23 protein-coding genes are annotated in these 26,447 nt (G+C 64.1%); 8 read left to right on the forward strand and 15 right to left on the reverse strand.

Annotated elements, in window-relative coordinates:
- Positions 1-185: 185 nt before the first annotated feature.
- The 3 genes from P6U28_RS18590 to folE form a co-directional block, all read right to left on the reverse strand.
- A complete protein-coding gene (locus P6U28_RS18590) occupies positions 186-1,205 on the reverse strand; it encodes a lytic transglycosylase domain-containing protein (RefSeq protein ID WP_407122943.1) in 1,020 nt (339 codons plus the stop codon).
- A gap of 147 nt (positions 1,206-1,352) precedes the next feature.
- Positions 1,353-1,775, reverse strand: a complete 423-nt coding sequence (gene hisI / locus P6U28_RS18595; RefSeq protein WP_209295898.1) for a phosphoribosyl-AMP cyclohydrolase — start codon at positions 1,773-1,775, stop codon at positions 1,353-1,355.
- Positions 1,776-1,858: 83 nt separating this feature from the next.
- A complete protein-coding gene (folE, locus tag P6U28_RS18600; RefSeq protein ID WP_122402633.1) occupies positions 1,859-2,551 on the reverse strand; it encodes a GTP cyclohydrolase I FolE in 693 nt (230 codons plus the stop codon).
- 233 nt (positions 2,552-2,784) lie between these two features.
- Here folE and P6U28_RS18605 point away from each other — a divergent pair, with 233 nt between their 5' ends.
- Positions 2,785-3,252 (forward strand): iron-sulfur cluster assembly scaffold protein, encoded by a 468-nt coding sequence (locus P6U28_RS18605; protein ID WP_209295899.1) that lies wholly within the window; start codon positions 2,785-2,787, stop codon positions 3,250-3,252.
- Between the two features lie 119 nt (positions 3,253-3,371).
- Here the strand turns inward: P6U28_RS18605 and P6U28_RS18610 are convergent, their stop codons facing one another.
- Complete coding sequence (locus P6U28_RS18610) at positions 3,372-4,271, reverse strand: hypothetical protein (RefSeq protein ID WP_209295900.1); 900 nt, start codon at positions 4,269-4,271, stop codon at positions 3,372-3,374.
- Between the two features lie 248 nt (positions 4,272-4,519).
- Between P6U28_RS18610 and yidD the strand changes: the two genes are divergently transcribed.
- Together yidD and P6U28_RS18620 are read left to right on the forward strand one after the other, a co-directional pair.
- Positions 4,520-4,858, forward strand: coding sequence for a membrane protein insertion efficiency factor YidD (gene yidD / locus P6U28_RS18615; protein WP_122402631.1), 339 nt, complete (start codon positions 4,520-4,522; stop codon positions 4,856-4,858).
- Positions 4,859-4,949: 91 nt separating this feature from the next.
- Complete coding sequence (locus P6U28_RS18620) at positions 4,950-5,156, forward strand: hypothetical protein (protein WP_122402630.1); 207 nt, start codon at positions 4,950-4,952, stop codon at positions 5,154-5,156.
- A gap of 1 nt (position 5,157) precedes the next feature.
- On the opposite strand, the gene P6U28_RS18625 is transcribed toward P6U28_RS18620, so the two are convergent.
- The 3 genes from P6U28_RS18625 to P6U28_RS18635 are packed head-to-tail and all read right to left on the reverse strand — an operon-like array spanning position 5,158 to position 7,996.
- Entirely contained in the window at positions 5,158-6,114 is a 957-nt protein-coding gene (locus tag P6U28_RS18625) for a PDR/VanB family oxidoreductase (RefSeq protein WP_407122944.1), read from the reverse strand.
- Positions 6,111-6,632, reverse strand: a complete 522-nt coding sequence (locus P6U28_RS18630) for an MOSC domain-containing protein (protein ID WP_209295902.1) — start codon at positions 6,630-6,632, stop codon at positions 6,111-6,113. The genes P6U28_RS18625 and P6U28_RS18630 overlap by 4 nt, the downstream gene beginning before the upstream one ends.
- 50 nt (positions 6,633-6,682) lie before the next feature.
- Entirely contained in the window at positions 6,683-7,996 is a 1,314-nt protein-coding gene (locus P6U28_RS18635) for an MFS transporter (RefSeq protein ID WP_129145229.1), read from the reverse strand.
- Positions 7,997-8,352: 356 nt separating this feature from the next.
- Here P6U28_RS18635 and P6U28_RS18640 point away from each other — a divergent pair, with 356 nt between their 5' ends.
- Positions 8,353-8,910, forward strand: coding sequence for a helix-turn-helix domain-containing protein (locus tag P6U28_RS18640; RefSeq protein WP_122402626.1), 558 nt, complete (start codon positions 8,353-8,355; stop codon positions 8,908-8,910).
- A gap of 21 nt (positions 8,911-8,931) precedes the next feature.
- Here the strand turns inward: P6U28_RS18640 and P6U28_RS18645 are convergent, their stop codons facing one another.
- Entirely contained in the window at positions 8,932-10,146 is a 1,215-nt protein-coding gene (locus tag P6U28_RS18645) for a hypothetical protein (RefSeq protein WP_407122945.1), read from the reverse strand.
- 2 nt (positions 10,147-10,148) lie between these two features.
- Positions 10,149-11,516, reverse strand: coding sequence for an APC family permease (locus P6U28_RS18650; protein ID WP_407122946.1), 1,368 nt, complete (start codon positions 11,514-11,516; stop codon positions 10,149-10,151).
- Positions 11,517-11,844: 328 nt separating this feature from the next.
- On the opposite strand from P6U28_RS18650, the gene P6U28_RS18655 reads away from it, so the two are divergent.
- Positions 11,845-13,176: an alpha/beta hydrolase gene (locus P6U28_RS18655; protein ID WP_407122947.1), complete on the forward strand. Its 1,332-nt coding sequence runs from the start codon at positions 11,845-11,847 to the stop codon at positions 13,174-13,176.
- A gap of 34 nt (positions 13,177-13,210) precedes the next feature.
- Here the strand turns inward: P6U28_RS18655 and P6U28_RS18660 are convergent, their stop codons facing one another.
- Both P6U28_RS18660 and P6U28_RS18665 read right to left on the reverse strand, forming a co-directional pair.
- The gene (locus tag P6U28_RS18660) at positions 13,211-13,588 is read right to left on the reverse strand and encodes a hypothetical protein (RefSeq protein ID WP_129145232.1); all 378 of its coding nucleotides are present in this window, start codon (positions 13,586-13,588) and stop codon (positions 13,211-13,213) included.
- A 90-nt stretch (positions 13,589-13,678) separates the two neighbouring features.
- Entirely contained in the window at positions 13,679-14,854 is a 1,176-nt protein-coding gene (locus tag P6U28_RS18665; RefSeq protein WP_407122948.1) for an MFS transporter, read from the reverse strand.
- Between the two features lie 185 nt (positions 14,855-15,039).
- On the opposite strand from P6U28_RS18665, the gene thrS reads away from it, so the two are divergent.
- The 3 genes from thrS (at position 15,040) to P6U28_RS18680 (ending at position 19,071) form a co-directional block, all read left to right on the forward strand.
- On the forward strand, positions 15,040-17,082 hold the full coding sequence (gene thrS / locus P6U28_RS18670; protein WP_407122949.1) for a threonine--tRNA ligase: 2,043 nt from the start codon (positions 15,040-15,042) through the stop codon (positions 17,080-17,082).
- 93 nt (positions 17,083-17,175) lie between these two features.
- Positions 17,176-17,739 carry a nitroreductase gene (locus P6U28_RS18675; RefSeq protein ID WP_162500224.1) on the forward strand — a complete coding sequence of 188 codons (564 nt, stop codon included), beginning with the start codon at positions 17,176-17,178 and terminating at the stop codon, positions 17,737-17,739.
- A 63-nt stretch (positions 17,740-17,802) separates the two neighbouring features.
- On the forward strand, positions 17,803-19,071 hold the full coding sequence (locus P6U28_RS18680) for a serine hydrolase domain-containing protein (RefSeq protein WP_407122950.1): 1,269 nt from the start codon (positions 17,803-17,805) through the stop codon (positions 19,069-19,071).
- On the opposite strand, the gene P6U28_RS18685 is transcribed toward P6U28_RS18680, so the two are convergent.
- From P6U28_RS18685 to P6U28_RS18700, 4 genes are all read right to left on the reverse strand, one after another.
- Positions 19,057-21,519, reverse strand: a complete 2,463-nt coding sequence (locus tag P6U28_RS18685; RefSeq protein WP_407122951.1) for a putative bifunctional diguanylate cyclase/phosphodiesterase — start codon at positions 21,517-21,519, stop codon at positions 19,057-19,059. The two genes, P6U28_RS18680 and P6U28_RS18685, sit on opposite strands and share 15 nt — an antisense overlap.
- Positions 21,520-22,204: 685 nt before the next feature.
- Positions 22,205-23,167, reverse strand: coding sequence for an IS110 family transposase (locus P6U28_RS18690; RefSeq protein WP_244607735.1), 963 nt, complete (start codon positions 23,165-23,167; stop codon positions 22,205-22,207).
- Between the two features lie 382 nt (positions 23,168-23,549).
- On the reverse strand, positions 23,550-24,650 hold the full coding sequence (locus P6U28_RS18695) for an IS4 family transposase (RefSeq protein WP_407122952.1): 1,101 nt from the start codon (positions 24,648-24,650) through the stop codon (positions 23,550-23,552).
- A 283-nt stretch (positions 24,651-24,933) separates the two neighbouring features.
- Positions 24,934-26,133 carry an IS256 family transposase gene (locus P6U28_RS18700; protein ID WP_407122953.1) on the reverse strand — a complete coding sequence of 400 codons (1,200 nt, stop codon included), beginning with the start codon at positions 26,131-26,133 and terminating at the stop codon, positions 24,934-24,936.
- Positions 26,134-26,447 lie beyond the last annotated feature (314 nt).

A 26,447-nucleotide genomic window follows, 5' to 3' on the forward strand; every position in this document is an offset into this window, starting at 1 on the left:
TATTGATGATTTGTTAAGGGAACAAAGGCGCCCGCGAGCCGTGCCCCCGGGACGCTGCGCAGCATGCAAGTAATGCGCTGCTGAGCCGGGGTGCCCAGAGTTCAGAGAGCGGAGCTTGTTGCGCGGGTCCCGGCTCTGCCAGCAGCGTTTCACGCTGCAGCGCGTTCGGGACACGAGCGCGGACACTAGCTCGAGAACGTACCGCTGCGATCGCTGAAGAGATCGAGCGGCTGCGGCGGCCGCACATCCGGCGTCACTGATGCGACTGACGTAAGAGAGGCATTGTTGCCCCACAATTTCTGCACCGTCGCCGAGACCGGCTGCGTGGCGTCGCCGGGCTGATAGATCGAACGAAACACCGGCGTGCTCGGGACGTTGTCCGCGACGGAGCTTGGCGAAGTCGCACTGACGGGCGTCACGACGCGTGTGTTCGGGAAGGTCTGAAGATAGACGGCGTTGTCGATCACCGGTGCAGTCGGCTGCACGCCGTTCGCGCTCGCGACCTCAGTTGTCGACGGCGTGCCGCCATACATCGCCATCGCGCTGCGCGTGACTTTCGAATTCGCTGCACTGGCGTAACGTGCGTCGAGCACCGAGTAGACCTCGGAGACACTGCGGGCGCGGCCGTCCCTGGCGTAGAAGATCGAGCGGTTGGCGGCAGCCGCGTTGGGAAACAGCCGCGCGCCGACCGCTTGGGGATTGTCCTCGGCATTGGCGATCAGTTTTGCGGCCCCGCCGACGCCCATGAAATGCGCCATGTAGAGCTCGCTGTCGCTTGGCCTGCGGCCAAGCAGACCGGTGAGCTTGAAACTATTCGACTGCGTCAGCGCTGCCGCCATGGTGGATGCGGCCTCCGGGTCATCGCGCAGCTTCATGATCGACCGCTTCATGACGGGGTCGCTGACGGTATAGGTGCCCGACGATGTCTTGGTGATGGCGTCGGCGAAGCTGCCATAGCCGAGCTGGGCGCCCGCCTCCTTCACGGTGCCGAGCCAGGTCTGGTCGATGAACTGATAGAGCCCGTGCGCGGACGAGGTGGTGGCGCCTGCCGTCGGGTCGAAATCCGATTCCATCTTGGCGGTGGTCAGCATGTACTGGAAGCTGACGCCGGAGATATTCGAGGCCTGCTTGATCGCGCCGGCGACGCGCGCCCGCGACGGATCGAGTCCGGCCGCCTGCGTGGCACTGGAATTGTCGATCGACATGATGAAGTGCCCGCCCCGTGCGGCGTTGCGGCACCGGCAATTCGGCGCCCGTCCTCACCGTGGGACAGGTATGGTTAATGCGGGGTTAATTGCACCGAATGGTCATTCCGGGGCGCGCGAGACGGTGCGAACCCGGAATGACGGACGTCACTTCTTATAGACCGCGTCGGGATCAAACAGCCGCTTGGCGTCCGTGAAGACCAGCTTCGCTCCCCCGCCCTCGGCCTCGACCTTGCGGTAGAAGCACGACCGCCGCCCGGTGTGGCAGGCCGCGCCGATCTGCTCGACGCGGATCCAGATCGCATCCTGATCGCAATCGGTGCGCATCTCGATGACGCGCTGGGTCTGACCTGAGGTCTCACCTTTTCGCCACAAGGCATTGCGCGAGCGGCTGAAGTACCAGGCCTCGCCGGTCGCAATCGTCTTGCGCAGCGCCTCCTCGTTCATGTGCGCGACCATCAGCACGTCGCCGGTGGCGACGTCGGTCGCGACGCAGGTCACGAGGCCGCTGGCGTCGAACCTGGGCAGGAAGGCAAGACCTTCCTCGATCTCATGGGAGTGAACGGACACGGGACCCTCGCGCGAGCATGATCCGGAAAAGTGTGAAGCGGTATTCCGGAAAGATCATGCTCAAAAAATAAAGCCTCGCGAGGTCAGCGCGTCGTGCCTCGCACCAGGGACAGGAAACGGGCCTGCTCCGCCGGATTGTCGCGGAACATGCCGGTGAAGCGGCTGGTGAAGGTGGAGGCGCCATGCTTGGCGACGCCACGTACCGACATGCAGGTATGCTCGGCCTCGATCAGCACCGCAACGCCGCGGGGCTTGAGGATCTCGTCGATGGCCGCGGCGATCTGCGCGGTCAGGTGCTCCTGGGTCTGGAGCCTGCGGGCGAAGATGTCGGTCAGGCGGGCGAGCTTGGACAGGCCGACCACGCGTTCCACCGGCGTGTAGGCGATATGCGCCTTGCCGTAGAACGGCATCATGTGATGCTCGCACTGCGAGGTGAACTCGATGTCGCGCACCAGCACGAAATCGTCATAGCCAGCGGTCTCGCCAAAGGTGCGGTCGAGCACCTCCGCCGGGCACTGGTGATAGCCCTGATAGAGTTCGTCGAAAGCCTCGACGACGCGGCGCGGCGTGTCGAGCAGGCCTTCGCGCTGGGGGTTCTCGCCGATATAGGCGAGCAGTGTCTTCACCGCCGCTTCCGCCTCGGCGCGCGCGGGGCGCGGCTGGTCGGCGCGGACGGCGGCTTCGAGGAATTCGGCAGGGTCAAGCTCGGCCGGGCGGCTCTCGGGCTGCCGGTCGGAGGGCTTGTTGGGGCGGATGGATTTGATTGCAGCGTCCATTTCGACTCCGTTCGACGGCCTTACGGCCGGAGTGTCACCGGCAGACGGGGCGGCCAAGCCGCCGGACGCCTGAAGAGAACAATTGAAGCCGGTGGAAAATATCCTCACCACTAACGTCGGCCGCGTGGGTCTGCCCCCCGCTGGACTATTTTTCCGCCGGTTCCGCCCCTATATAGGACCGTGGACGCCGCCCGCCAAGGCCGATCGGGTGGGGAAGTGCTGGACTCCATCACATGCTGAACGACATCTACAACAAGCGGATCATCGAACTGGCCGGGAATATTCCGCGCCTCGGACGGTTGTCGGACCCGGACGCCTCCGCAACCGCCCACTCGAAGCTGTGCGGCTCGACCGTGAAGGTCGATCTCAAGATGAGCGGGGACACCGTCACCGACTTCGCCCATGACGTGAAGGCGTGCGCCTTGGGCCAGGCCTCTTCATCCATCATGGCAAGTCACGTGGTCGGCTCGACTGCGAGCGAGCTCCGTGAGTTACGCGAAACCGTTCGTAAGATGCTGAAGGAGAATGGCGCGCCTCCTGAAGGCAAATGGGAAGAGATCAAGTTCCTCGAGCCGGTCCGCGACTACAAGGCGCGCCATGCCTCGACGCTTCTCACCTTCGATGCCGTGGTTGATGCCATCGGTCAGATCGAGGCGAAGATCAAGGCCAAGCCCAAGCAGCCGGCCGCAGCGCAGGGCTGAAACCCCTCTCCGTCATTCCGGGGCGATGCGCGGCATCGAACCGGGAATCCCGAGATTGCAGCGCGAGATTCCGGGTTCGCGCTACGCGCGCCCCGGAATGACTGCCAGAACTTAAGAGCTTACTTCTGCGCCGCCGTAGCCGGCGTCGCCGCGCTGCCGGTCGGCACCAGGGCTTCCGCCGTCTTGGTCGACTTGGCAGGCTGCGCCTGCTGCGGTTCCGCGCCGAACCTGGCCTGCGTCTTCGGTGAAAGCTCCGCCATTGCCGGCGCTGAGATGTCCACATGCGGAAGCACATCCGCCACGAGATCGGTCGTGACCAGATTTGTGAGCTTGAGCTCGCCGGCATCGAGCTCGTGCAGGTCTTCCCAAGGCGGAACGCTGAGCGCAAGCGACAGCAAATCGCCGGCGCCGCCCATGTCGAAGGTGTATTTGGCGAGGCGGCCGATGTCGCGTTCCACGATCATCAGGTCCTGCGCGCTGTAGCTCGCCGCCTTGGCATCGTCGGCCCGGTCGCCCATCCAGATCTGATGGACGCGAACATGGGCGGCTTCCGGCACGTAACGCTTCTGGCCGGCCAGCAGCAGGAACACGCACATGGATTCGCAATAGGCTTCCGGCGCGACCGTCGGGCGAGCCGACTGCCCGCCGCGGAGGCTTACGCCGACCGTGGTCAAGAGCCCGAGATTGCGGAAGCGGCGGCCGAGCGTGATCGCGTCATTGACGGAACCGCCGCTGGAGTCGAGCACCACGGTCGCGCCGCCGAGCTGGCGTCCACGCGAAAACTCTTCGAATGCTTTTGGCGTATCGGCAGTGATGATGCCGACTGCACTGATCCAGCCGCGACAGTTGGGCTCGCAGGCGACCCAGCTGAACTTCATCGGCAGCTTGCGCTCCTCGAGGGCAGCGCCAGCTCGAGCCGACGATCCGAATGTCGCGACGGCGCCAGCCAACGCGATTCCGCAGACGGCGGTTCCCACCAGCAACCAGCCGCGAAGATCAAGGGAGTTCAGAAGTCTCAATCTGGTTCCTTCCCCAAGCCCCAAAGGTCCCTAAACAATCCCCGGTAGCGCCCTCTGAGTCCATCATACAGGCGTATGTTTCTACACATGGGCGTCACGAAAATGGTATCCGTGCGAATACAGATCGTCCACAGATACTTGCTGCACTGCTCCCAAAAAGCACGCAAAATATGGCGCGCAAACAACAGCTTACGGTTCCCTGCGCCGGAACCGTGCAACACCTCGATCAACATCGCAGCAAAACGCACATGAAGCATTCAGCCTGCGAGCATTGTTCCGGTTCCATCGAAGGCGTGCTCCGGCTGCCGCGCAGATTCGGCCGCGCGCTGATCTGGCTGTATCGCCACACGCTGTCGCCCCTGGTCGGTTACAACTGCCGGCATTTGCCGACCTGCTCGGTCTATGGCGATGAGGCGATCGAACGGTTCGGGCTCTGGGCCGGCGGCTGGATGACGCTCGCGCGCCTGCTCCGCTGCAATCCGTTCGGCACATCCGGCATCGACAACGTGCCCCTCACCGCGCCGCACGGCGCACGCTGGTATCTGCCGTGGCGGTACGGCCGCTGGCGCGGGGTCAATGCATCCTGACGTTTGCGCGGTGCTTTGTGCATCGCTGCCCTGACCGGAACCGGAACTTTCTGCTCGCGTTGTTTTGATGCTCCCACGGGAGGAAACAACAATGCGCTGGAAAATCAGCCCTCATTTTCACTTCAAGCCTGGTCCGAATTTCAGTCACAGGGGACACGATCCCAGAACCATCGACCTGCTCGCCATCATCGCCCTGCTCGCGCTCGTCCTCGGCTCAGGCTGGTATCTGGCGAGGAGCCTTGCGACACAGCCAAGCGCGACGACGTTCATCGTGCCGAGCCAGAGCGTGCATTGGTAGCTCAGAGGTCCAGCACCAGCCGCTCGGCGTCCGAGCCCGCCACGCAAACCATGAGATAGCGCTCGCGCTCATAGGGCGAAAGGATGCGGTCGCGGTGCACCGGCTGGCCCTCGATCCATCCAACCTTGCAGGCGCCACAGATGCCGCCGCAGCAAGACGCCGCGACGTCGATGCCGCCCTCCTGCAATGCGGCGAGGATGGTCTGGCCGGCCCGCACGTGAATCTCGGCGCCCGAGCGCGCCAGTGACAGGGTGAACGGTTTGGCGTCGGGATCGATGACGGGTGACGGTGCGGTGAACCGCTCGATGTGGACACTCGCCGCGGGCCACGCTGCGGTCACCCGCTCGAAACTCTCGATCATGCTTTCCGGGCCGCAGCAGGCGACCACGGTCTCAGACCCGCCCTCTCCGACGAGCGCGGCGAGATCGGGACGCCCGGTCCGGGATGTCCGATGCACGATGATGCGCCCCTGTTCGACCAGCGAGCCGAGTTGCGCGGCGAGCGGAACCTCCTCACGCACGATCAGATGCAGCGTGAACTCGGCTTGCTGTGTCCGTTCGAGATGCCTCGCCATGGACAAGAACGGCGTCACGCCGATGCCGCCGGCCAGGAACACATAACGCGCGATGTGAGCTTGCGGCTCGATGCCGCCGCGCGGCAACGACACGCCGATGACGTCGCCCATGCCGACTTCGTCATGCAGCGCCCGCGAACCGCCGCGTCCATCCGCTTCGCGCTTGACCGCTATGGCATAGCGCGTGTTTTCCGCGGGCTCGTTGCACAGCGAATAGGTGCGGACCAGCCCGTTCGGCAGATGCAGATCGATATGCGCACCGGGCTTGAACGGCGGCAATTCCCATCGGTCAGGATCGGCCAGCGTGAACAGCTTGACACCTGCCCCAGCCTCCTCGATGCCGGTAACGACCGTCTTGACTGTCGTGATCGGGCGCGCGCTCATGCCGCATTCCGCACGATGTCGCCGACCCTGACGATGCCGCCTCGCAGGATCTTGCAGTTGAGGCCGGAGCGATTGATCAAGGGGTCGAAGATCGCCTTGCCAGTGATCTCCTCGATATGCCGGCACGGCACCGACAGGCGCGTCGCTTCCAGCAGGGTCTCGCCCAGCCAGAACCGGCGGCCGACGAGATGATTGAGGGGCACACCCTCCACCGTGACGTTACGCCGATGCTCCTCTGGGCCGAGCGCGATCCCCGCGTCGCGCTTCAGCGCGACCAGCGTCTCGAGTTCGAACAGCGTGACCTGCCGGCCTTCTTCCGGCTTGTGCGAGTAAAAACCCTCTTCTTTGCCGATCATGTAGCGGTCGCCCTCGATCCCCTTGCCGGCGACGAGGGTGAGGGTCTCGGCTGCACGCATCGGCAGGAACGCGCGCGGGGCAAGATGGAGGAAGCGCACCACGCCGGTCCAACCGAGCTGTGCTGCACCCTGCGCCGGACCGGCGCTCATTGTATCGAGCATGACAAATCCTTTGAGAAGGTGTGGCGCCGCCGGCAGCGGCGCCGCGGGGATCAGGTCAGTTCCTTGTTCGCCATCTCCGGCGCGAACGTGGTCGCGATCGCGGTGATGGCGGCGCAGGCGATCAGCAGCAGCGAGACCGGCCAGGTTGCTCCACCACTCCAGGCCATCAGAGAGGCTGCGATCAACGGCGTCAATCCGCCGCTCAGCGCTGCACCGACCTGGAACCCCAGAGAAGCGCCGCTGTAACGCAGACGCGCGGTGAACAGCTCGGAGTACCAGGGCGCGCCGATGCCGAACATGACCATCTGACCGAAGGTGATCGCGACCACGATGGTGCACACAACGATGGCCGGATCGCGGGTGTCGAGCAGCCAGAACAGAGGGAAGGCAAACAGCGCCGAGAACAGGCAGCTCGCATAGAACATAGTCTTGCGGCCGACGAGGTCGGACAGCCAGCCGAACAGCGGGATGGCAAGCAGCGCGACCAGCGACGCGGCGAACGCCCCGTTCAGCACCACCGCGCGCGGCAAGCCGAGATTGGCGGTGGCGTAGGACATCACGAACACGCCGCCAATGCTGGCATAGGCGATTTCAGAGATCTTCAGACCGACCGCGGTAAAGAATGGCCGCCGGTGATGCCTGAAGATCTCGAGCAGTGGCAGGCTTGCGACTTCCTTTTTGGCCTGGACCTGACGGAAGGCCGCTGTCTCTTCCATGTTGAGGCGGATGTAGAGACCGACGCCGACTAGCAGGATCGAGATCAGGAAGGGGATGCGCCAGCCATAGGCCATGAAGTCGCTTTCCGGCAGGCTCGCCACCAGCGCGAACATGCCGATCGCGGCCAGATTGCCGATGGGATTGCCGACCTGCACCATGCTGCCGAGCAGGCCGCGGCGGTGCGTCGGGCAATTCTCCACCACCATCAGCACGGCGCCGCCCCATTCGCCGCCGAGGCCGATACCCTGGAGAAAGCGCAATCCGATCAGCAGCACCGGCGCTGCAATACCGATCTGCTGATAGGTCGGAAGCAAGCCAATCAAGAAGGTGCCGAGGCCCATCACCATGATCGTGATCGCGAGCATCGCCTTGCGGCCAACCCTGTCGCCGTAATGGCCAAAGATCGCAGCCCCAAGCGGCCGCGCCAGAAATCCGACGGCATAAGTGCCGAAGGCCGCGATGGTGGCGAGCGTGGCGTTACCGGCGGCGAAGAACACCTTGTTGAACACCAGCGCGGTTGCCGTGCCGTAAATGAGGAAGTCGTACCATTCGACCGCGGTGCCGATCACGCTCGACCACACGATCCGCCGCAAGCTCGCCGCCTCGTCCGGCGCTACGTTCAGGGTTACGTCGTCTGCTACGGTCATCGATCTCTCCAAAAGGTACCGGCGCCTGGGAAAAGCAGTTGGTTCGGTCCGTGGCGCCCATCGGCGGTCACGACGGTAAAGATCGATCATGTTTACTAATAGAAATCAACGCAACGAAACGCGGCAAATGCCGACGATCGCGGCAAAGTCGACGAATTGCACTTATATTCGGCTAGTTTCCGCGATATGCCAGTTCATCTGCTCATATTATCTGCGCCTCTGCCTGAAATTTCCGCCCATACGTTTTCCTTTGGAATACACATGCCGCCGACCGGCGGGGCGCCTTGCCGGCCGCCGGGCTGGCAGTCCGGCGCCATCTGTTGCAAAAAGGCCTGAACTGTTCTGGAGATTCATGCGTGCTTGACATCAGCAAAGCCACGGCGGTCGGGGCCAACATCCGCGCGGCGCGGATCGCCAAGGGCCTGACGCTGGACCAGCTTGCGAAAAAGAGCGATCTCACGCGAGGCTACATTTCGCTGGTCGAGCGCAATCTCAAGATCCCCTCGCTTGCCGCTCTGCTTCGGATGGCCGCCGCCCTCGAGGTCAATGTCGCGAACTTCTTCGACCCGAACGCCGAGCCGGCGCCGCGCTACACGCTGTTCCGCCGCCAGGACGGCAATGTGCCGCTGTTCCAGGACACGTTTGGCGTGGTCCCGCTGGCGACCGGTCGCACCCGCAAGATGATGGAGCCATTTCTACTGAGCCCACCGCACAAGGCGGCGACGCGCGCCTCGCATGCGGGCGAGGAGCTGCTGTTCGTCATCAACGGCAAGATCGCGATCAAGCTCGACGGCGAAGAGCTCGTCCTCGGCAAGGGAGATTGCCTGTATTTTTCAGGCGAGACGCCGCATGAGGTCAGAAGCCTCGGCCGGCAGAAAGCCGAAGTGCTGGTCGTCGTAGCCCAGATCTCGTGAGGCCCGACCTCTGCCAAGAGCCTAACGGAACCAGAAAAAAAGTCCCTGTGACGGCGGGATCGACTCCGGCGGCCGCAGCCGCTTCGGGCGCGACGGCCTTGGCGCCGGCTCGGCGGCCGAAGTGCTCTCCGCCGCCGGCGCGCTCTCGGTGCCCGGCACCTTCACCGCCAGCAGCAAATTCGTTTCGTGCATCCGCCAGCGATAGCCGACGCCAAAATCGATCGGCTGGGCACGCGTGAACAACTCGGCGTAGCGCTCCTGGTAGCGGCCGGGGAATTCGTCGATGGGGCCGAGATAGCGGCCGAACGGGAAGAACCGCCATTGCCGCGCGTTGTAGTTCGCGAGCGGAATGCCGGAATCGTCCTGGATGATGGTGGCACTGTTGGCGAGCAACCAGTCTCGCACGACGGTGAAATTGTCGGAATGCAGCAGATAGGACGCGCTCTTGAGCAAACTGTTGCCGGGGCCGAGCGTCTGGCAAAATTTCAGGAATCCGGTCGCGCGCGCACCGGAATTGGAAAGATCGGTCGAGAAATAATACAGCGTGCGCGTTTCGCCATCACTGCCCGCAAAGCTGATGCGGACGCCGCGGGTCGCGTTCGGCCCCGGATTGTCACCTCCCGCATGCATCCCGCCCTTGTTGTCGAGCGCGATCATCTCGACATTGCGGATGGTCTTGCCGGAGCGGGCGAGGAAGACATAGAGGATCGGCAAGGTGCCGTTGACCTGGTCGGCGTGCAGGTCGACCTTCATCTGCTTGGTGATGAAGAAAGAGAAGCTCAGGATCGAGCCGAGCGAGCGTTCGACATTGTAGAGCGCGGCGCCGACCGAACCGCGCGGCAGCCGCGTCAGATCGGGCACCGCACCGACCGGCTCGAGCGCTCCGAGCACGTAGGTGCCGGCCTTTGAATAGAAGGCATTGGCGTAGAGGAAATCCGGCCCGCTGAACATGTAGAACATGGTCGGCCGCGGCGCGGCGAGATTGACGTCGGCCCAACTGCGGATCTTCGAGAGCTGCCTCTGCTCGAGCTGAGCGAAGGCCCCGTCGAAGAATTTTGCGTGACGCTGCCAGCCTGGATCCTTCGTGAGCGGCACCAGCGGCGACTCCGCCGAAGGCTGCATGCCTGCAAGGAAGCGCGCGGTGTCGTCGAAAGTGACCTCTGCGGCATGCGTACACGACACGGCCGCAGCCAGGAGGGCGAAAGCAACGGCCGCAATTCTCAGGGGTCGGACCATGTCTATTCGGGATGTGGTGAAGCGATAGCGGCGACCGGCCGCCTGCGGAAGACACCATAAATCAACAGGCCGGAGAGCATGACGAGCATCCCCGACAGCGACTGCACCGGCCGCTCGGTCAAGAGGTAGTACATCATGAACGCGGTCACGAGCAGGAAAACGAGCGGCGTGAACGGGTATCCCCAGGCGCGATAGGGCCGCGGCAGATCGGGATCGGTGATGCGCAGCTTGATGACGCCGGCGACCGTGAAGAACGAGCAGAACAACAGCGCGAACTGGATGAAGTCGAGCACCGCCTCGAAGCTGCGCGTGAACAGCAGCAGCGTCGCGACCGCGAGCTGGAACAGGATGGCGTAGGCCGGAGCACCGCTGACCGATCGCTTCGAGAAGACGCGCAAGGCGGGAATGTCCTCCCCCATCGTCATCATCACGCGCGGGCCGATCCACATCATGGCGCTGATCGAGGAGATCAGGCCGACGCAGATCATGGCTCCGACGATCCGGCCGCCGAGGCTGCCGAAGATCGCGCTGCCGGCGACACTGGCGACGTCGAGCTGGCCGGCAAGCGCACCGACCGGCGTGGAATAGAGAAACACCGCATTCAGTGCGACATACAGCACGAGCACGATCAGCGTGCCCGCGAGCAGCGCGCGCGGCAGGCTCAGCTGCGGCGTGCTCATCTCGCCGATGATGTAGGTCGCGGCATTCCAGCCCGAGAACGAATACATCACGAAGACGAGGCCGATTGCGAAAGGCGCGCTGACGATGTGGGCGAGGTCGCCCGGCTGCGGCGTGAAGGCGATCGGCTGCGGCACGCCGATGACGAAGCCGGCGACCAGGAAGGCGACGATCAGCACGACCTTGAGGATGGTCGAGATCAGCTGGAAGGTCGAGGAGTGCCTGACGCCGGTCAGCTGCACGATCGAGACCAGCCACACCACGCCGATGGCGAGCGGGATCGGCGGCAGATCGGGCACGACCGATTTGGCATATTCGCCGAACGCCATTGCGGCGAGCGCGACGGGCGCTGCAAAGCCGACCGTCGCCGACACCCAGCCGGCGAGAAAGCCGAAAGCCGGATGATAGGTGCGGCCGAGGAGGTTGTACTCGCCGCTCGAGCGCGGAAACATCGCGCCCAGCTCGCTATAGGCGAACGCTCCGCACAGCGCGACGATGCCGCCGACTGTCCAGAGCAGCAAAATCGAGAAGCCGGACGGGATGTCCTTGACCTGGAAACCGAGGCTGGTGAAGACGCCGACCCCGATCATGTCGGCCACAACGATGGCGGTTGCGACCGGAACGGAGACCCCGGCCCCGCTCCCGGTCAGCCGGCTAGTCCAGGCTGCGGTTCCCGCATCTGAGGCCGTCATCGGGGTCCTTCATCTCAGGCATCTCGCCTCGTGGGCCCATCGTGCAGTTTGGCCCAGTCAATTCAAGCAGGGTTAACAAGGGTTAAATGAGGCAAACGTTAGCAGGTACCAAAACACCGACTAAGCACGCTTTGGGACGATGACGCTGGATTTGCCCGGAATTTCCCATTCCCCTTCCCCACAATCAGGACACGATTGCGTGGTCCTTTTTGAGCGTTCCGGATGTGGGGAAGTTTCTCCGGACGCTTAACGCCGCCTAAATGCCAGTCGGCGCAATTGTCATAGAGTATGCCGACGGACTGATGTCGTGGCTTGGGGTCATGGGTGGATGTTCGGGGCCGTTCCGACATTAGGGGCTGACTTTCGTGCCGATCGGATGCGGTCCGGTCGGCACGGTCGTGCGCTCCGGGTCGGTCTGATCTCAGGCTTGGTGCCGTTGGCGCTGGCACTGGTTCAATGCGGCAAGGCGCCCGATCCCGCTGCGCTGGCGGCGAACTCGCAGGCGAATGTCCAGGTCGTCGCCAAAACCAACTCGCAAACTTCGCGCGTGGCAAGCGGCGACACGTTCGAGGACCGCTTTCCGGCCCCGCAGTTTGGGGAGCGCTTTCCCTCGGCAAGTGAGAGCTTCCTGCAACGGCAGATGTCGGACTTCTCGCCCAAGCGCGCTGTCCAGCAACAACCGCGGGAGCAATCACCCTACAAGGTGGCGTCGCTCGAGCCGCAAGTCCCCTACAAGCGCCCCGGCCGCGAGGACCTGACGACGCTGGTCAGCATGAAGTCGTCAGCCTTTCCCTATTTCGGCAACAACCCCGCCTCCGACGCGCCCTTCCTCAACATCTCCAAGGGCGACCGTCGCGGTCATCGCAGCTATTCCGGACCCGTCTACTGGCAGGACGAGACCTATAGTGACAGCCGCGTGCTGGTGCACGTGCCCGAGCATTTCGACGTGCGCAAGCCGGGCGTGATCGTGGTGTTCTTCCACGGCAATGGCGCGACGCTCGAGCGCGACGTGCGCGACCGCCAGTTGGTGCCCAAGCAGATCACCGATTCCGGGGCCAATGCTGTGCTCCTTGCGCCGCAAATGGCCGTCGATGCCGCCGATTCCAGCGCCGGCAAGTTCTGGCAACCGGGCGGATTCAAGCGCTTCATGGCGGAATCGGCCGACCATCTCGCCCGCCTCACCGGCGATCCCAACAGCGCGCGCGCCTTCGCCAACATGCCGATCGTGATCGTCGGCTATAGCGGCGGCTTCCTGCCGACGGCCTGGAGCCTGGAGGTCGGCGGCATCAGCGACCGCGTCCGCGGCGTGGTGCTGCTCGACGCCGTCTACGGCGAAATGGACAAGTTCGCCTCCTGGATCGAGAGCCACCGTTCCGGCTTCTTCGTCAGCTCCTACACCCGCTACACGGCGCGGCGCGACCGCGAGCTCATGAGCATGCTCAGGCAGAAGGGCATCAGCGTCGCCGAGGACATGGATGGACCGCTACAGCCCGGCAGCGTGGTGTTCGTGGAGACTGGCGAGGGCATCACCCATCGCGACTATGTGACCCGCGCCTGGACGCGAGACCCGCTCAAGGACGTGCTGGTGAAGATGTCGGCGACGCCATCGCTCGCGCTCACGCGCGTCGCCGCCACCAATCCATCCGTATCGAGCCGCTAGGCCGATAGTGAGCCTTGGCCTGATAAGTTGAATATTAGTTCTTGGGCAGCTTCGGAATGCTCTCGGCAAAGCCGTTGAAGCAGGCCAGCCGCTCGTCCTCTTCCTTGAAGAAGCGGCAATCGGCGTAGCCCTTGGCCTTCGCCGGCTTCGGCTTCGGGGCCGGCGGGATCACGGCGTCGTAGCAGTTGAGGCGATCCTTGGTGCCGTCGTCGATATCGAGGCAGGCCTGGAGCCGAACGGCGACCGATTGCGGCTTGCCCTTCGCTGCCGCGGCAGGCTTGGCCGCGGCCTCCTTGGTCCCCTTGGGCTTGACCTGCACCAGCGGCTTGTCCCCCACCATCGGTGGCTTCTCGGTTTGCGCAAATGCGGAGGCTGAATAAAGCACCGCGGCAACCGCCAAAATCATCCTCATCTCGGTCAACTCTCTTTGATCCCCATGAACGGCCTTCTAGCGCTCCCGCGCGCCGTTTGCCAAGCGCCTTGCGTAGACGAAACGCGGCGTTCAGGCGGTTGCGGCAGCCGCCGGCCGGGGCCGGGTCAGCACCACCAGCATCAGTGCCAGCACGACGAAGCCGACCGCGACGAAGCCGAGCGCATGCAGGAGCTCGTGGGCAAACAGCAGCCCGCCGACGGCAGAGCCCACCGCCTGGCCGATATAAAGGACCGAGGTATTGAGCGCGACGGTCGCCGAGGCCAGCGGCGGCGCGGCCGCGACCAGCCGCACCTGTTGCATCGAATTGGTCGAGGCGAAGCCAAGGCCCCAAATCGCGACCCCGCCCGCCATCAAGACGAGCGAGCCGGCGCCGAGCGTCCAGCCGGTCATCCCGGCAAGCAACAGGCAGGTGAACAGCAGCGAGGTGCGATAGGGCCCCGAAGTGTCGACGATGCGGGTCGCGACGACAACGCCGAGGAAGCCGCAGACGCCATAAAGCGCGAACACCATGCCGATCGCATCGGGACCGGCGCCGGTGAGCTTGTTGAGCAGCGGGCCCATGTAGGTGAACACGACGAATTGTCCCGACATTTGCAGCATCGTGATCGCAAGCAGCAGCAGGATCGTCCTGCTCCGGCCGACGGCGGCCCACGTCTTCAGATCCACTGGTGCGCCCTTCAGGCCCGCCGGCAGTCGCAGCAACAGCAGCAGGAAGCTGATACAGCCGAGCGCGCCGATGCCGCCATAGGCCGCGCGCCAGCCATAGCGACTGGCGATGAAAGTGATCAGCGGCAGGCCGATGGCGGCTGCCAACGACCAGCCGAGGAAAATGTACGCAATGGTGCTACCGCGTCGCTCCGCTGGCACGATCAGCGCTGCCGTGCCGGCGGCCTGCGGCGTATAGAGTGCGCCGACCGCGAGCATCACGAGACGAATGATCAGGAGGCTGATGTAGTCGGTTGCGAAGGCCGAGGCGAGATTGCCGGCGGCGAGCACCGCCAGCGTCGTCGCAAGCAGCGTTCGCCGTTCGATACGGCTGGTGAGCCAGGCCGTCAGCGGCGAGCCGATGCACAGGGTGACGGCACCGAAGGTGATCAGGAGGCCGGCCGCATGGACGCTGACGTCGAGCCCCGTCGCCAATTCCGGCAGCATGCCCGCCGGCGCCAAAACCGAGCAGCCGGTGACGAGATTGCCGAGCATCAGGGCGGTGGGGGCGAAACGGCCAGCGGCTGGGGCATTTTCCATGCAATCGCATGTAGCGGCGGCATGTGACGAGTTAAAGGGCACGGCACCAAATAGTTGGCCCACCGCCCCGGCTTTTGCGCGCCACTTTCTTGGAAATGCCGGATTGCACAGGCCGAATCGCCTGATATATCGCTCGTTCCCGCTTACCTGCGCTCGTTCGCAGGAGTGAGCCTCAGGAGAAAGCAATGACCGACCAGCCCAAATCCGAGTCCGGCTTCCAGTACAGCCTGTCCAATCTGAAGCCCGTGACCCCCGCTCCCAAGATCACCCTCACCTTCCCCGACGGCGCGAAGCGCCAGTTCGACAAGGGCATCACGGGTCTCGACATCGCCAAGGGCATCTCGCCGTCGCTGGCCAAGCGCACGGTTGCGATGGCACTCGACGGCGCGCTCGCCGATCTCAACGATCCCATCGAGAATGATGCGAAGATCGAGCTGGTTGGCCGCGACGATCCGCGCGCGCTCGAATTGATCCGCCACGACTGCGCGCACGTGCTGGCGGAAGCCGTGCAGACGCTGTGGCCGGGCACCCAGGTCACCATCGGTCCGGTGATCGAGAACGGTTTCTACTACGACTTCTTCCGCAACGAGCCGTTCACGCCGGAAGACTTTGCCGCGATCGAGAAGAAGATGCGCGAGATCATCGCGCGCGACAAACCCTTCACCAAAGAGGTTTGGGATCGCGAAAAGACAAAGCAGGTGTTCCGCGACAAGGGCGAGGCATTCAAGGTCGAGCTGGTCGACGCCATTCCCGGCAACGAGCCGATCAAGATCTACTACCAGGGCGACTGGTTCGACCTCTGCCGCGGCCCGCACATGACCTCGACCGGGAAGGTCGGCAATGCCTTCAAGCTGATGAAGGTGGCCGGCGCCTATTGGCGTGGCGACAGCAACAACCCGATGCTGACCCGCATCTACGGCACGGCCTTCGCCAAGCAGGAGGACCTCGACGCTTATCTGAAGCAGATCGAGGAAGCCGAGAAGCGCGACCATCGCAGGCTCGGGCGCGAGCTCGACCTCTTCCACTTCCAGGAGGAAGGTCCGGGCGTCGTGTTCTGGCACCCGAAGGGCTGGACCATCTTCCAGCAGCTGATCGCCTATATGCGCCGTCGCCTGACCGGCGACTACAACGAGGTCAACGCGCCGCAGATCCTCGACAAGGTCTTGTGGGAGACCTCGGGCCATTGGGGCTGGTACCGCGAGAACATGTTCGCGGCGCAGTCGGCCGGCGACGAGGCCGAGGACAAGCGCTGGTTTGCGCTGAAGCCGATGAACTGCCCGGGCCACGTGCAGATCTTCAAGCATGGCCTGAAGAGCTACCGCGACCTGCCGCTGCGCCTCGCCGAGTTCGGCGTGGTGCATCGCTACGAGCCCTCCGGCGCCATGCACGGCCTGATGCGCGTGCGCGGCTTCACCCAGGATGATGCACACATCTTCTGCACCGAGGACCAGCTCGCCGAGGAGTGCCTGAAGATCAACGATCTCATCCTGTCGACCTACGCGGATTTCGGCTTCACCGGCGACCTCACGGTGAAGCTGTCGACCCGCCCCGACAAGCGCGTCGGCACCGATGCGATGTGGGATCACGCCGAACGCGTGATGGCGACCGTGCTGCGCGAGATCCAGTCGCAGAACAATCACATCAAGACCGAGATCAACCCGGGCGAAGGTGCGTTCTACGGGCCGAAGTTCGAATATGTGCTGCGCGACGCCATCGGCCGCGACTGGCAGTGCGGCACCACGCAGGTCGACTTCAACCTGCCGGAGCGGTTCGGCGCGTTCTACATCGACCATGACGGCGGCAAGAAACCGCCCGTGATGGTGCACCGCGCGATCTGCGGCTCGATGGAGCGCTACATCGGCATCCTGATCGAGCACTATGCCGGCAACTTCCCGCTCTGGCTCTCGCCGGTGCAGGCAGTGGTCACCACCATCACCTCGGAAGGCGATGAGTACGCCAAGGTGGTGCTGGAACAGGCGCGGCGCGCCGGGCTTCGGGTCGAGATCGACCTGCGCAACGAAAAGATCAACTACAAGGTCCGCGAGCACTCGCTGGCCAAGATCCCGGCCCTGCTCGTGGTCGGCAAGAAGGAGGCCGAGACGCATTCGGTCTCGGTTCGCCGCCTCGGCAGCGACGGGCAGAAGGTGATGTCGACGGCCGAGGCGATCGCCGCCCTGGTCGACGAGGCGACCCCGCCCGACGTCAAGCGGGCACGGGGCATCGTCTGATCCCTGAAATCGATCTAAACTCGCTTCCGGTTGCGGGCGTGCATGCCTATCTCGGCATGGCACGCCCGTCGACCCGTTGAAGAGGATATCGCAGTGCCCGACGCCATCGAACTCCTGAAGACACGCCGCTCGGTCAAGCCGCGCGAGATGACCGGACCCGGCCCGTCGGCGGCCGAGCTCGAGACGATCCTCACCATCGGCGCGCGCGTACCCGACCACGGCAAGCTCGCGCCCTGGCGTTTCATCATCTTCGAGGGCGATGCCCGCCAGCGCGCCGGCGAAGTCATCGCGAGGGTCTTTGCCCGCAAGAATCCCGGCGCGCCGGCCGCCGACGTCGAGACCGAGCGCAAGCGCCTCATGGATGCGCCGCTGGTGATCGGCATCGTCAGCTTCACCAGGCCGCACCCCAAGGTGCCGGCCTTCGAGCAGGAATTGTCGGCGGGCGCCAGCGCCATGAACATCGTCACGGCCGCCACCGCGCTCGGCTACGGCGCCTGCTGGCTGACCGGCTGGTTCGCCTTCGATCGTGACGTGCTTGACGGTCTCGGCCTCAAGCCGGACGAGAAGCTTGCCGGCTTCGTCCATATCGGCACGCCGACCAAACCGAGCGAGGACCGTCCGCGACCGTGCCTTTCGGAAAAGGTCACGCGTTTTTAATCGAAGGCTTGTTGACGGTCTGAAGATCCTGCGGCTTTGATCCCGCCGAGGGAGGAAGCCCGGATGAGACGGCGTGAATTTCTTGTCGCGGCTGCGATGCTCGCCGGCTCGATGATGCGAGGCCGTGCTGCCGATATTCCCGCCCCCTCGTCCGAGGGTCTCGACCGCATCACGGCGTATTTCGACAACGAAGTGGGAAGCGGCCGACTGCCGGGCGCGGTGATCCTGGTCCAGCAGCACGGCAAGCCGGTCTATCTGAAGTGCTTCGGCGTGCGCGACACCAGAACCGGCCTCGCCATGACGCCGGACACGATCTTTGCGATCCACTCGATGACCAAGCCGATCACGTGCCTTGGCGCGATGATGCTGATCGACGAAGGCAAGCTTGCGCTCACCGACCCCGTCTCGAAATACATCCCGCTCTTTGCCGAGACCAAGGTGGGCCTCGAGGTCACCGAACCCGACGGCAAGCTCGAGCTTGACCTCGTGCCACCGGTCCGTCCCGTCAACATCGAGGATCTGCTGCGGCACACCTCGGGCATCAGCTACGATTATATCGGCGGCAAATGGGTCGAGCAGGCCTACAAGGCCGCCAATATTTTCGAGGGTCAGTTCAACAACAGGGAATTCGCCGATCGCATCGCAAAGCTGCCGTTGGCGCGGCAGCCGGGAACGCTGTGGCGATACGGCCATTCCACCGACGTGCTCGGCGCCGTCATCGAGATCATCGCGGGCCAGACGCTGTATGAATTCCTGAAGGCACGCATCCTCGATCCGCTCGGCATGAGCAGCACCAAATTCGCGCTCGCGACGGAGGACGAGCTTGCGCGGATGGCGCGGCCGCTGCCGAACGATTTCATCCTGCTCGCCGGCGAGCGGGAGCGGCTCGATCATCCCGAATGGCAGTCCGGCGGCGGTGGCCTGCTTTCGACCATCACCGACTATCAGCGTTTCGCGCAGATGCTGCTCAACGGCGGCGAGTTCGCAGGCAGGCGCTATCTCAGCCCGGCCGCGTTCAAGGCCATGACGACCGATCACATCGGGCCGGGCTCCGGTGTCGGGCGCGACTATTTCTACTTCCCGGGCGACGGCTTCGGCTATGGCTACGGCCTTGCGGTTCGGACCGATCCCGGCAATGCGAAACCACCGCCGCCGGGCTCGCTCGGCGAATTGAAATGGGACTCAGGGAGCGGCACCTATTTCGGCGTCGATCCCAAGCTCGACATGGTCTACCTCATGATGCAGCAGACCCAGAACGAGCGCAGCCGCATCACACCCGCGTTCAAGGCGCTGGTCTACGACTGTTACCCGTCCGCACTACGCCGCCCGTGAGGTGCGCTGAGCGAAATCGGCCAGGAGCTTTCCGATCTCGGCTGCCGGCCGCGCAGCGCTGAACAGAAATCCCTGCACCTCGTTGCAGCCTTCGGCGCGCAGCCAGTCGAGCTGATCCTCGGTCTCCACGCCCTCCGCGGTCGTGGTGATGTTGAGGCTGCGGCCAAGCCCGGAGATCGCGCGCACGATCGCACTGCAGTCGGGCCGCTGCGCCAGATCCTTGACGAAGGAGCGGTCGATCTTGATCTTGTCGAAGGGAAAGCTGCGGAGATAGCTGAGGCTGGAATAGCCGGTGCCGAAATCATCCATCGAAATGCCGACGCCGAGTTCGCGCAACTGGTGCAGGATGGCGAGATTGGCATCCGTCTCGGCCAGAAAGACCGATTCGGTGATCTCGAGCTCGAGCCGCTTCGGCGACAGGCCGGACTGCGCCAGGGCCGAAATCACCACCTGAACCAGGTTGCGGCTGCGGAATTGCGCCGGCGACAAATTGACCGCGACCTTGACGTCGACAGGCCATTTGACCGCCTCGGCGCAGGCTTCGCGCAGCACCCAATCGCCGAGCTGGATGATGAAGCCAATATCCTCGGCAACAGGGATGAACTCCGCCGGCGAGATCATGCCCTTGTCCGGATGACGCCAGCGCAGCAGCGACTCGAAGCCGGAGATGCGGTCGGAGGCGATCGACACCAGCGGCTGATAGTGCAGCTCGAACTCGCCATTGGCGAACGCGCGGCGCAGATCGAGCTCCATGTCGCGGCGCCTCTGCGCCTGGAGGTCCATCTCACGCGCGAAGAAGTGGTGCACGCCACCGCCCTCGGATTTCGCCCGGTACAGCGCCATGTCGGCATTGCGCATCAACTCTTCCGGTGTCGTGCCGTCGCCGGGCGACAGCGCGATGCCGATGCTGGCGCCGATCACCATCTCCTGCCCGTCGAGATCATAAGGCGCCTTCAGCATGTCGATCAGCAGGCTCGCGCAGGCGCTGGCCTCGTTCGGCGAAACGTCGGCCGCCAGGATCACGGCGAACTCGTCGCCACCAAGCCGCGCCGCCAGATTGGCGCCGCGGACCGCTGCGGTCAGGCGTTCGGCGACCTGCTTCAGCAGGCGGTCGCCCACCGGATGGCCGAAGGAATCGTTGATGTTCTTGAACAGGTCGAGATCGATGTAGAGCACGCCGACCCGTTTTCCGCCGGCCTGGCCCAGCGCCTGCTTCAGGCGCTCCTGGAAGTGTGCGCGGTTCGGCAGATCGGTGAGCCCGTCATGGTGCGCCATATAGGCGATGCGGGCCTCGGCCTTGCGCCGTTCGGTGATGTCGACCACCGCAACCAGGTAGCCGTCGCGATCATCGAAGGCGACGCGGCGGCCGAAGGTGAGCACCTCGATCTCGCTGCCGTCGGCGCGCAAATGCCGCCAGTTGCGCGAGGAGTGATAGGCATCGCCGACGCGCTCCAGCGCCTCGGCGTGGCTGTCCCACTCGTCCTCCGGCCAGATCTCGTGCAGCTTCATGCGCAGGAAAGTGGCGCGGCTGTAGCCGTAATGCTGGACCGCGGCGTCGTTGACGCTGAGGAACTGCTTGGTCTGAGCGTCGAACACCCACATCGGCATCGGGTTGTTGTCGAACAGCAGACGGAACGAGGCATCGCGCCGCTTCAACGCGGTGACATCGGAGATCGTCAGCGAGACCACGTCGGCGAAAGCGGTGGCGCTGAGCCTGAGATAGCGCCCCTCGCTCTCGATCTCGAGCTGCTCGCCGCGGCCGCCCGAAACGGCCTTGAGCAGGAATTCCATCACCTCTGGCGAGGCCAGGAGTGTGCTGCCCTCGCCGATCCGCCGCCACAACAGGCTTCCGCTCGCAACCTTCAACAGCTCGCCCGCGCTTCTGTTGTGATGCACGACCTGAAGATCGAACGGCCTGCCGCCCGCATCGCGCAGCGTCGCCAGCGAGACCACCGCGTCGTCGGTCGAGGAAAAGATGGCGTCGAGGAGATTGTATTGCGCGCCGCGCTCGTTGACATAGACGCCAACCAGCGTCGCGCCCCAGCGCGAGGACGTCGGCAGCGCCAGCAAATCGTAGGTCCTGACCATGCCGTCGCGCACGCAATGCGCGCTCGCCTGGTGCGGCCGTCCGGTCGCAAGCGCGCTCGCCGCCGCTTCCGACAGCGCCGTGGCACAGTCCGGCGAGAGCTCGGCGACGGGAATGTCCCAGCGCTCCTCGCCGAGCCATTTCTGCACGTAGCGGCCGCTGCGCGACAGCTCGAGCGCACCGTCGTGCTTCAACAGCGCGATGTGGTCGGCGAGCCGCCCGAGGCTGCCGAGCATCACGTCCTCGTAGCGCGGCAGCCGCTCGCCCGGCTTCAAAGCCGCGCGCCATTTGCGCTGAAGCACCGGGATGTCGTCGAACATTTCGGCGGCCGGTTTCCCCGACGTCTTCTTCGCGGCAGTCATCGTGATCCCCAACGCGCTTTCCGGGCGCATCCAATGCAGGCGCGCTTAACGACTTGTAAAAAGCGCGCAGGCGCGGGGTCCGTTCGGCAATTATGACAGTTTTAAGTCAGGTGTTGGTTAGTGCGCGTTAGAGACTATGACGGTTGTGCAAAGGCGATGCCCTCGTGTCCCAGACGCGCTGCAGCGCGCAAGCGTTGCGGCGCAGAGCCGGGACCCAGCAGGCCGCGGCATTTGCTGCAGCATGGGCCCCGGCTCTGCAGTGCAGCGCTAGAGGAGCGCTGCGCTGCGTCCGGGGCACGAGGCCTGAATCTTCGCGCACAGCTGCCTCAACATCGTCATTGCGAGCGGAGCGAAGCAATCCAGAAATGCATCCGCGGAAAGACTCTGGATTGCTTCGCTCCGCGCAATGACGGAGCAAGTGGCGCCGGCGTCGCTCTGCGGCCGGCATCTGAATTGCAGACACGCCTTCGCATCCTCGCGGCTCATCTCGCCCGAGCTTTGCTTGTCGCCTCACCCTCAATTGAAAGAGCAACTGTGGCGAAGTAGCCCGGCGATCGGCCGGCCTCAAGGCTGGCGCTGGCGCGCCCCCGCCTGCGGCGGCTGACGGCCTTGACCCCGTCCGCTCACCGGTCTGTTGGCTTTGCTCGCGCTCGGCCGAGGTCCGAGCGCGAGATAGGCGCGCTCGTCAGGCCACCCTGTATTTCTTCGGATCCCACGTCTCGCCGCGCGCGATCATGGTGTTGAGGATGATGATCAGCTTGCGCATGCAGGCGACGATCGCGACCTTTGGCGGCTTGCCCTTGGCAATCAGCCGTTCGTAGAAGGCCTTGAACACCGGATTGTTCAGCGTTGCGGCACCGACACAGGGCATGTAGAGGGCATTTCGCACCCAGCGGCGGCCACCCTTGATGCAGCGTTCACCTCGACGTTTGCCGCTATCGTCGTCATAAGGAGCAACGCCCATCAACGCGGCGGCAACTTCGTCGCTCACCTGCCCCAGCTCCGGTAGTCCTCCAAGCAGCGCCATTGCGGTCCCCTCAGCAAAGCCTGGTACGCTCTGGATGATCTCGGCGCGTTTGGCAAAGTCCGGCGTTGTCTTGATCGTCGCCGCGATCGCGGTCTCGAGCGCGGCAATTTCGTCAGCCAGCTTCTTAAGAAGACGCGCGCGAGCCTTCTGAACAAGGGCCGGCGCCTCATGCTCCTTCTGCATTTCCAGGCGAGCCCTGACGTCAAGCAGGCCTTGGCGTCCCTTCACCAGTGCCTTCATCTCCTCGTGAGCGGGATTGTCGACTTGGCTGGGAGCCTCGCCGAATGTCTCGGCGAACCAGGAGATCATCTCCGCGTCGATCTTGTCATTTTTCGCAAGGCGTCCCGCCGATTCCGCAAAGTGGCGAACCCGTTTGGGATCGACGATCCGTACTTCCAGCCCTGCTTGGCGCAACGCCTTGGCCCATACCCGCTCGTAGCCGCCGCTTGCCTCCATCACTGCCTTGCCGACCTGATGCTTGCGAAGCCATGCAATCAAGCTCCGTCGCCCCGCCGCGGTTGTTGGGCAAGTCTTCCGCTCCGTTACGGTCCGAATGCACGCATCAATCTTGTCTTTAGCGACATCGATGCCGACGACAACCAGATCGTCTTGTGTCATCATCCACTCCCTTCCTTGCCTGGTACGGGCTCGCAGCCCTTGCAACTGTTCGGGTTCAGGAAGACACCGGAGCTGTCCCTTGCTCTTTAGCAGGCTCTGTCGCCTTTGGGCGCAACGGGCTCAGTTCCGGCAACGGGCGGTTCTGATCCAACCGCCCGTTGCCACATTCTGGCAGATTTCGGGGACACAAGGGCGCAGGGAAGACCGCATAGGCGTTAAGGTAGCGCGAGCATCGATTGATACGGACGTTTTCGAGGAGGCTCGCGCAGGTGCCGCCCAAGCGCTCGCTTTCTGCGGCGAAAGCAACGGATGGTTGGTTGTGGAATGATCGCTTGTAGCAAGGATGCAACGAGTTGTTGCAAAACACGCCAAGCGCCAGGTGCCGTCAGGCGGCCTGCGTCCAGCGGGGAGAGTCCTCGAAGTCGCGGGCAAGCGGCTCGAGCAGCAGGATGATCAAGAGGTGTGCCAGCAAGTAGGGCTTGGCGGAGCGCGGATCGGTTCCAGGTGGCGTCTTGAGACCAATCAGACTCTTCAGTCGCTTGAAGCCAAGTTCGATGCGCCATCGCAGTCGATAGAGCGCGAGTACATCCTTGGTGGAGAACTCGTCCCGCGCGAGCGACGTGACCAGAATGACCCAATCCGCGGCTTCCAGAGTTTCTTTGGAGATGACGCGGTTTTCGTCTTGTGCGTCGCGCCGGGCTTTACGGCGCGAAGCCGCGACTGCACCGGCGGGCTTCTTGACTGCGACCAGACGCATAGCCAGAGGCGCACCGTCCTTGCGTTTGATCCAAATCCTCCGATCGATCAGTCCGTGCGCCTTCGGCGCACGCAATTGGGCCATCAGATCGAACGCAAGGCCTTTGGCATCAAGCCAACGTGCGTTCTTCCAGCCCGCTCGGATCAAAACGTCTGCCCCGGCGTCGCGCACAGCGGCGATGCGGTCAGGTTGTAGATAAGCGCGGTCAGCAATGCGGATCTCGTTCTTGACCACCGGTATCCGGTCAAACGTTTCGCCTTCTTGCTGATCTGTCAGCTCGAAGTGACCAAAGCGCTCATATGGCAGATCGAATGCACTATGAACGCGCCAAAGCTCACTGTTCCTGCGCGCAGCCGGTCCTGCCTGAGGCACTGTCGTCGCATCGATAATGCGGATCAGGCGGCCTCGGCTCGCTTTCGGGGCTGCCGCAGCGAGCAAGCCCTCCACCAGCACTGCAAACCAATCGCCACATTGACGCAGGCGATAGAACAACGCCACGCTGCTGAGGTCGGCAAGGCCAACAGAAGCGGCCCACGCGGCTGTCGATCTCAACCCTCTTTCACCCAGACAATAGGCCAGCATCAGCCGAAGTAACGACACCGCATCTGGAATTTGGCGCCGCCGCACGAAAGCCTTCGTCTGGCGCGCACTTATTTCAAGCTGCGCAGCCCCGCCGAGCTGCGTAACCACTCTCGTCCAGTCCTCGTTCAGAAGCGATTCGTCTGCCATCCCGCCTTGGAATCACGTGTGATTCCAACACTCAAGAACAAACTTAACGCCTATGGGGAAGACCGGGAGCCGGTTGGCTCCCATCGACCGCCATGCCAAGAGCAGATTGCGTATGCTTCATGCACGGCGGAGAAACAGGGCAACCGGAGACATCCCGGCCTTCCCTGCGCAGTGGTTTGACGGCTTATGTCGTGCTCTCCTCGGGGAGCGATGCACGATCGTGTCCCGTGGCGTGGTGTAGCTGAGTGCGGGTCACCACGTTCGCCGGCATGGGCCGGATCGGTCAGCTGGCGATTGCCGGGAAGCTGACGGCGGGATCATCGCCCAACGGGGCGATGGTTTCCAGTGTCATGTAGCGGCCGCGTTGAACCGTCCACTCGTCGTTCTGTTCGAGCAGGATGGCACCGATCAGGCGAGTGATGGCGTCCTCATTCGGGAAGATGCCAACCACTTCGGTTCGGCGCTTGATCTCGCCGTTGACCCGTTCGAGCGGATTGGTCGAGTGCAGCTTGGCGCGGTGCGCGGCCGGGAAGCTCATATAGGCCAGCACGTCGGTCTCGGCCTCGTCGAGGAAGGCGGCGAGCTTCGGCAGCTTGGGGCGGAGCTGGTCGGCGATGCGCCGCCATTGCGCCCGTGCTGCCTCGGCGTCGTCCTGGGCAAAGGCGGTGGCGATGAAGGCGGAGACGACGCGCCGGCCGCTCTTGCCGGCATGCGCCAGCGCGTTGCGCATGAAGTGCACGCGGCAGCGTTGCCAAGAGGCGTTGAGCACCTTGCTGACGGTCGCCTTGATGCCCTCATGGGCGTCGGAGACGACGAGCTTGACGCCGCGCAGGCCCCGCCGCGCCAGCTTGCGCAGGAACGCCGTCCAGAACGTCTCGGCCTCTGACGGACCGATATCCATGCCGAGCACCTCGCGGCGGCCATCGCTGTTGACTCCCACCGCGATGATCACCGCGACCGAGACGATGCGCCCGTTCTGGCGCACCTTCACGTAGGTCGCGTCGATCCACAGATAGGGCCAGTCGCCCTCGATCGGGCGGTTGAGGAAGGCCTTCACCTTGTCGTCGATCTCGCCGCACAGCCGCGACGCCTGGCTCTTGGAGATCCCGCTCATGCCCATCGCCTGCACCAGATCGTCGACCGAGCGGGTGGAGACGCCCTGCACGTAGGCCTCCTGCACCACGGCGGTGAGCGCCTTCTCGGCCATCCGCCGCGGCTCGAGGAAGCCCGGGAAGTAGGAGCCTTTGCGCAGCTTGGGAATGCGCAGCTCGACGGTGCCGGCGCGGGTCTCCCAGCTCCGGTCGCGGTAGCCGTTGCGCTGGACCTGCCGTTCCTGGCTCTTCTCGCCGTACGCGGCCCCGGTCAGGCCCTCGACCTCCAGCTCCATCAGCCGGTGGGCGGCAAAGCCGATCATCTCGCGCAAGAGATCTGCATCGGGGGTCTTCTCTACGAGCGTGCGCAGGTTCATCATGTCGTCGGTCATCGGTGGTTCCTCGAATCAGGTTGGCTGTCGCAATCCAAACCTTACCGACGAATCATCGGTGACCACCCGCAAAGCCGCTCGCTCGCTACGGCGCTATTGAGGGCGCGCTTCGCGAGCGGCTTTGCTAATCAGCTACACCACTCCTCGGGACACGACCCGATGCACTATTGCCCCCGTCGCCTTGCGGATGGCTGATGCACGTGCCCGGTCAGGCCGCCACATCACCGCAACACTTGGCGCACAGACCCCGGGCGCCAGGACCACACGATTTTGCCGTACGCGAACCGCACCCGTCGTTGGCGCGAGGTCTTCGC

It is taken from the genome of Bradyrhizobium sp. STM 3561 (assembly GCF_045571455.1).
Lineage (GTDB): Bacteria > Pseudomonadota > Alphaproteobacteria > Rhizobiales > Xanthobacteraceae > Bradyrhizobium > Bradyrhizobium vignae.

What these genes read in the sequence shown, in the direction of transcription:
- P6U28_RS18590 (WP_407122943.1), bottom strand. Translation starts at nt 1,205, where the DNA reads ATGTCGATCGACAATTCCAGTGCCACGCAGGCGGCCGGACTCGATCCG.
- folE (WP_122402633.1), bottom strand. Translation starts at nt 2,551, where the DNA reads ATGGACGCTGCAATCAAATCCATCCGCCCCAACAAGCCCTCCGACCGG.
- P6U28_RS18605 (WP_209295899.1), top strand. Translation starts at nt 2,785, where the DNA reads ATGCTGAACGACATCTACAACAAGCGGATCATCGAACTGGCCGGGAAT.
- yidD (WP_122402631.1), top strand. Translation starts at nt 4,520, where the DNA reads ATGAAGCATTCAGCCTGCGAGCATTGTTCCGGTTCCATCGAAGGCGTG.
- P6U28_RS18620 (WP_122402630.1), top strand. Translation starts at nt 4,950, where the DNA reads ATGCGCTGGAAAATCAGCCCTCATTTTCACTTCAAGCCTGGTCCGAAT.
- P6U28_RS18625 (WP_407122944.1), bottom strand. Translation starts at nt 6,114, where the DNA reads ATGAGCGCGCGCCCGATCACGACAGTCAAGACGGTCGTTACCGGCATC.
- P6U28_RS18630 (WP_209295902.1), bottom strand. Translation starts at nt 6,632, where the DNA reads ATGCTCGATACAATGAGCGCCGGTCCGGCGCAGGGTGCAGCACAGCTC.
- P6U28_RS18635 (WP_129145229.1), bottom strand. Translation starts at nt 7,996, where the DNA reads ATGACCGTAGCAGACGACGTAACCCTGAACGTAGCGCCGGACGAGGCG.
- P6U28_RS18645 (WP_407122945.1), bottom strand. Translation starts at nt 10,146, where the DNA reads ATGGTCCGACCCCTGAGAATTGCGGCCGTTGCTTTCGCCCTCCTGGCT.
- P6U28_RS18650 (WP_407122946.1), bottom strand. Translation starts at nt 11,516, where the DNA reads ATGACGGCCTCAGATGCGGGAACCGCAGCCTGGACTAGCCGGCTGACC.
- P6U28_RS18655 (WP_407122947.1), top strand. Translation starts at nt 11,845, where the DNA reads ATGTTCGGGGCCGTTCCGACATTAGGGGCTGACTTTCGTGCCGATCGG.
- P6U28_RS18660 (WP_129145232.1), bottom strand. Translation starts at nt 13,588, where the DNA reads ATGAGGATGATTTTGGCGGTTGCCGCGGTGCTTTATTCAGCCTCCGCA.
- P6U28_RS18665 (WP_407122948.1), bottom strand. Translation starts at nt 14,854, where the DNA reads ATGGAAAATGCCCCAGCCGCTGGCCGTTTCGCCCCCACCGCCCTGATG.
- thrS (WP_407122949.1), top strand. Translation starts at nt 15,040, where the DNA reads ATGACCGACCAGCCCAAATCCGAGTCCGGCTTCCAGTACAGCCTGTCC.
- P6U28_RS18680 (WP_407122950.1), top strand. Translation starts at nt 17,803, where the DNA reads ATGAGACGGCGTGAATTTCTTGTCGCGGCTGCGATGCTCGCCGGCTCG.
- P6U28_RS18685 (WP_407122951.1), bottom strand. Translation starts at nt 21,519, where the DNA reads ATGACTGCCGCGAAGAAGACGTCGGGGAAACCGGCCGCCGAAATGTTC.
- P6U28_RS18690 (WP_244607735.1), bottom strand. Translation starts at nt 23,167, where the DNA reads ATGATGACACAAGACGATCTGGTTGTCGTCGGCATCGATGTCGCTAAA.
- P6U28_RS18695 (WP_407122952.1), bottom strand. Translation starts at nt 24,650, where the DNA reads ATGGCAGACGAATCGCTTCTGAACGAGGACTGGACGAGAGTGGTTACG.
- P6U28_RS18700 (WP_407122953.1), bottom strand. Translation starts at nt 26,133, where the DNA reads ATGACCGACGACATGATGAACCTGCGCACGCTCGTAGAGAAGACCCCC.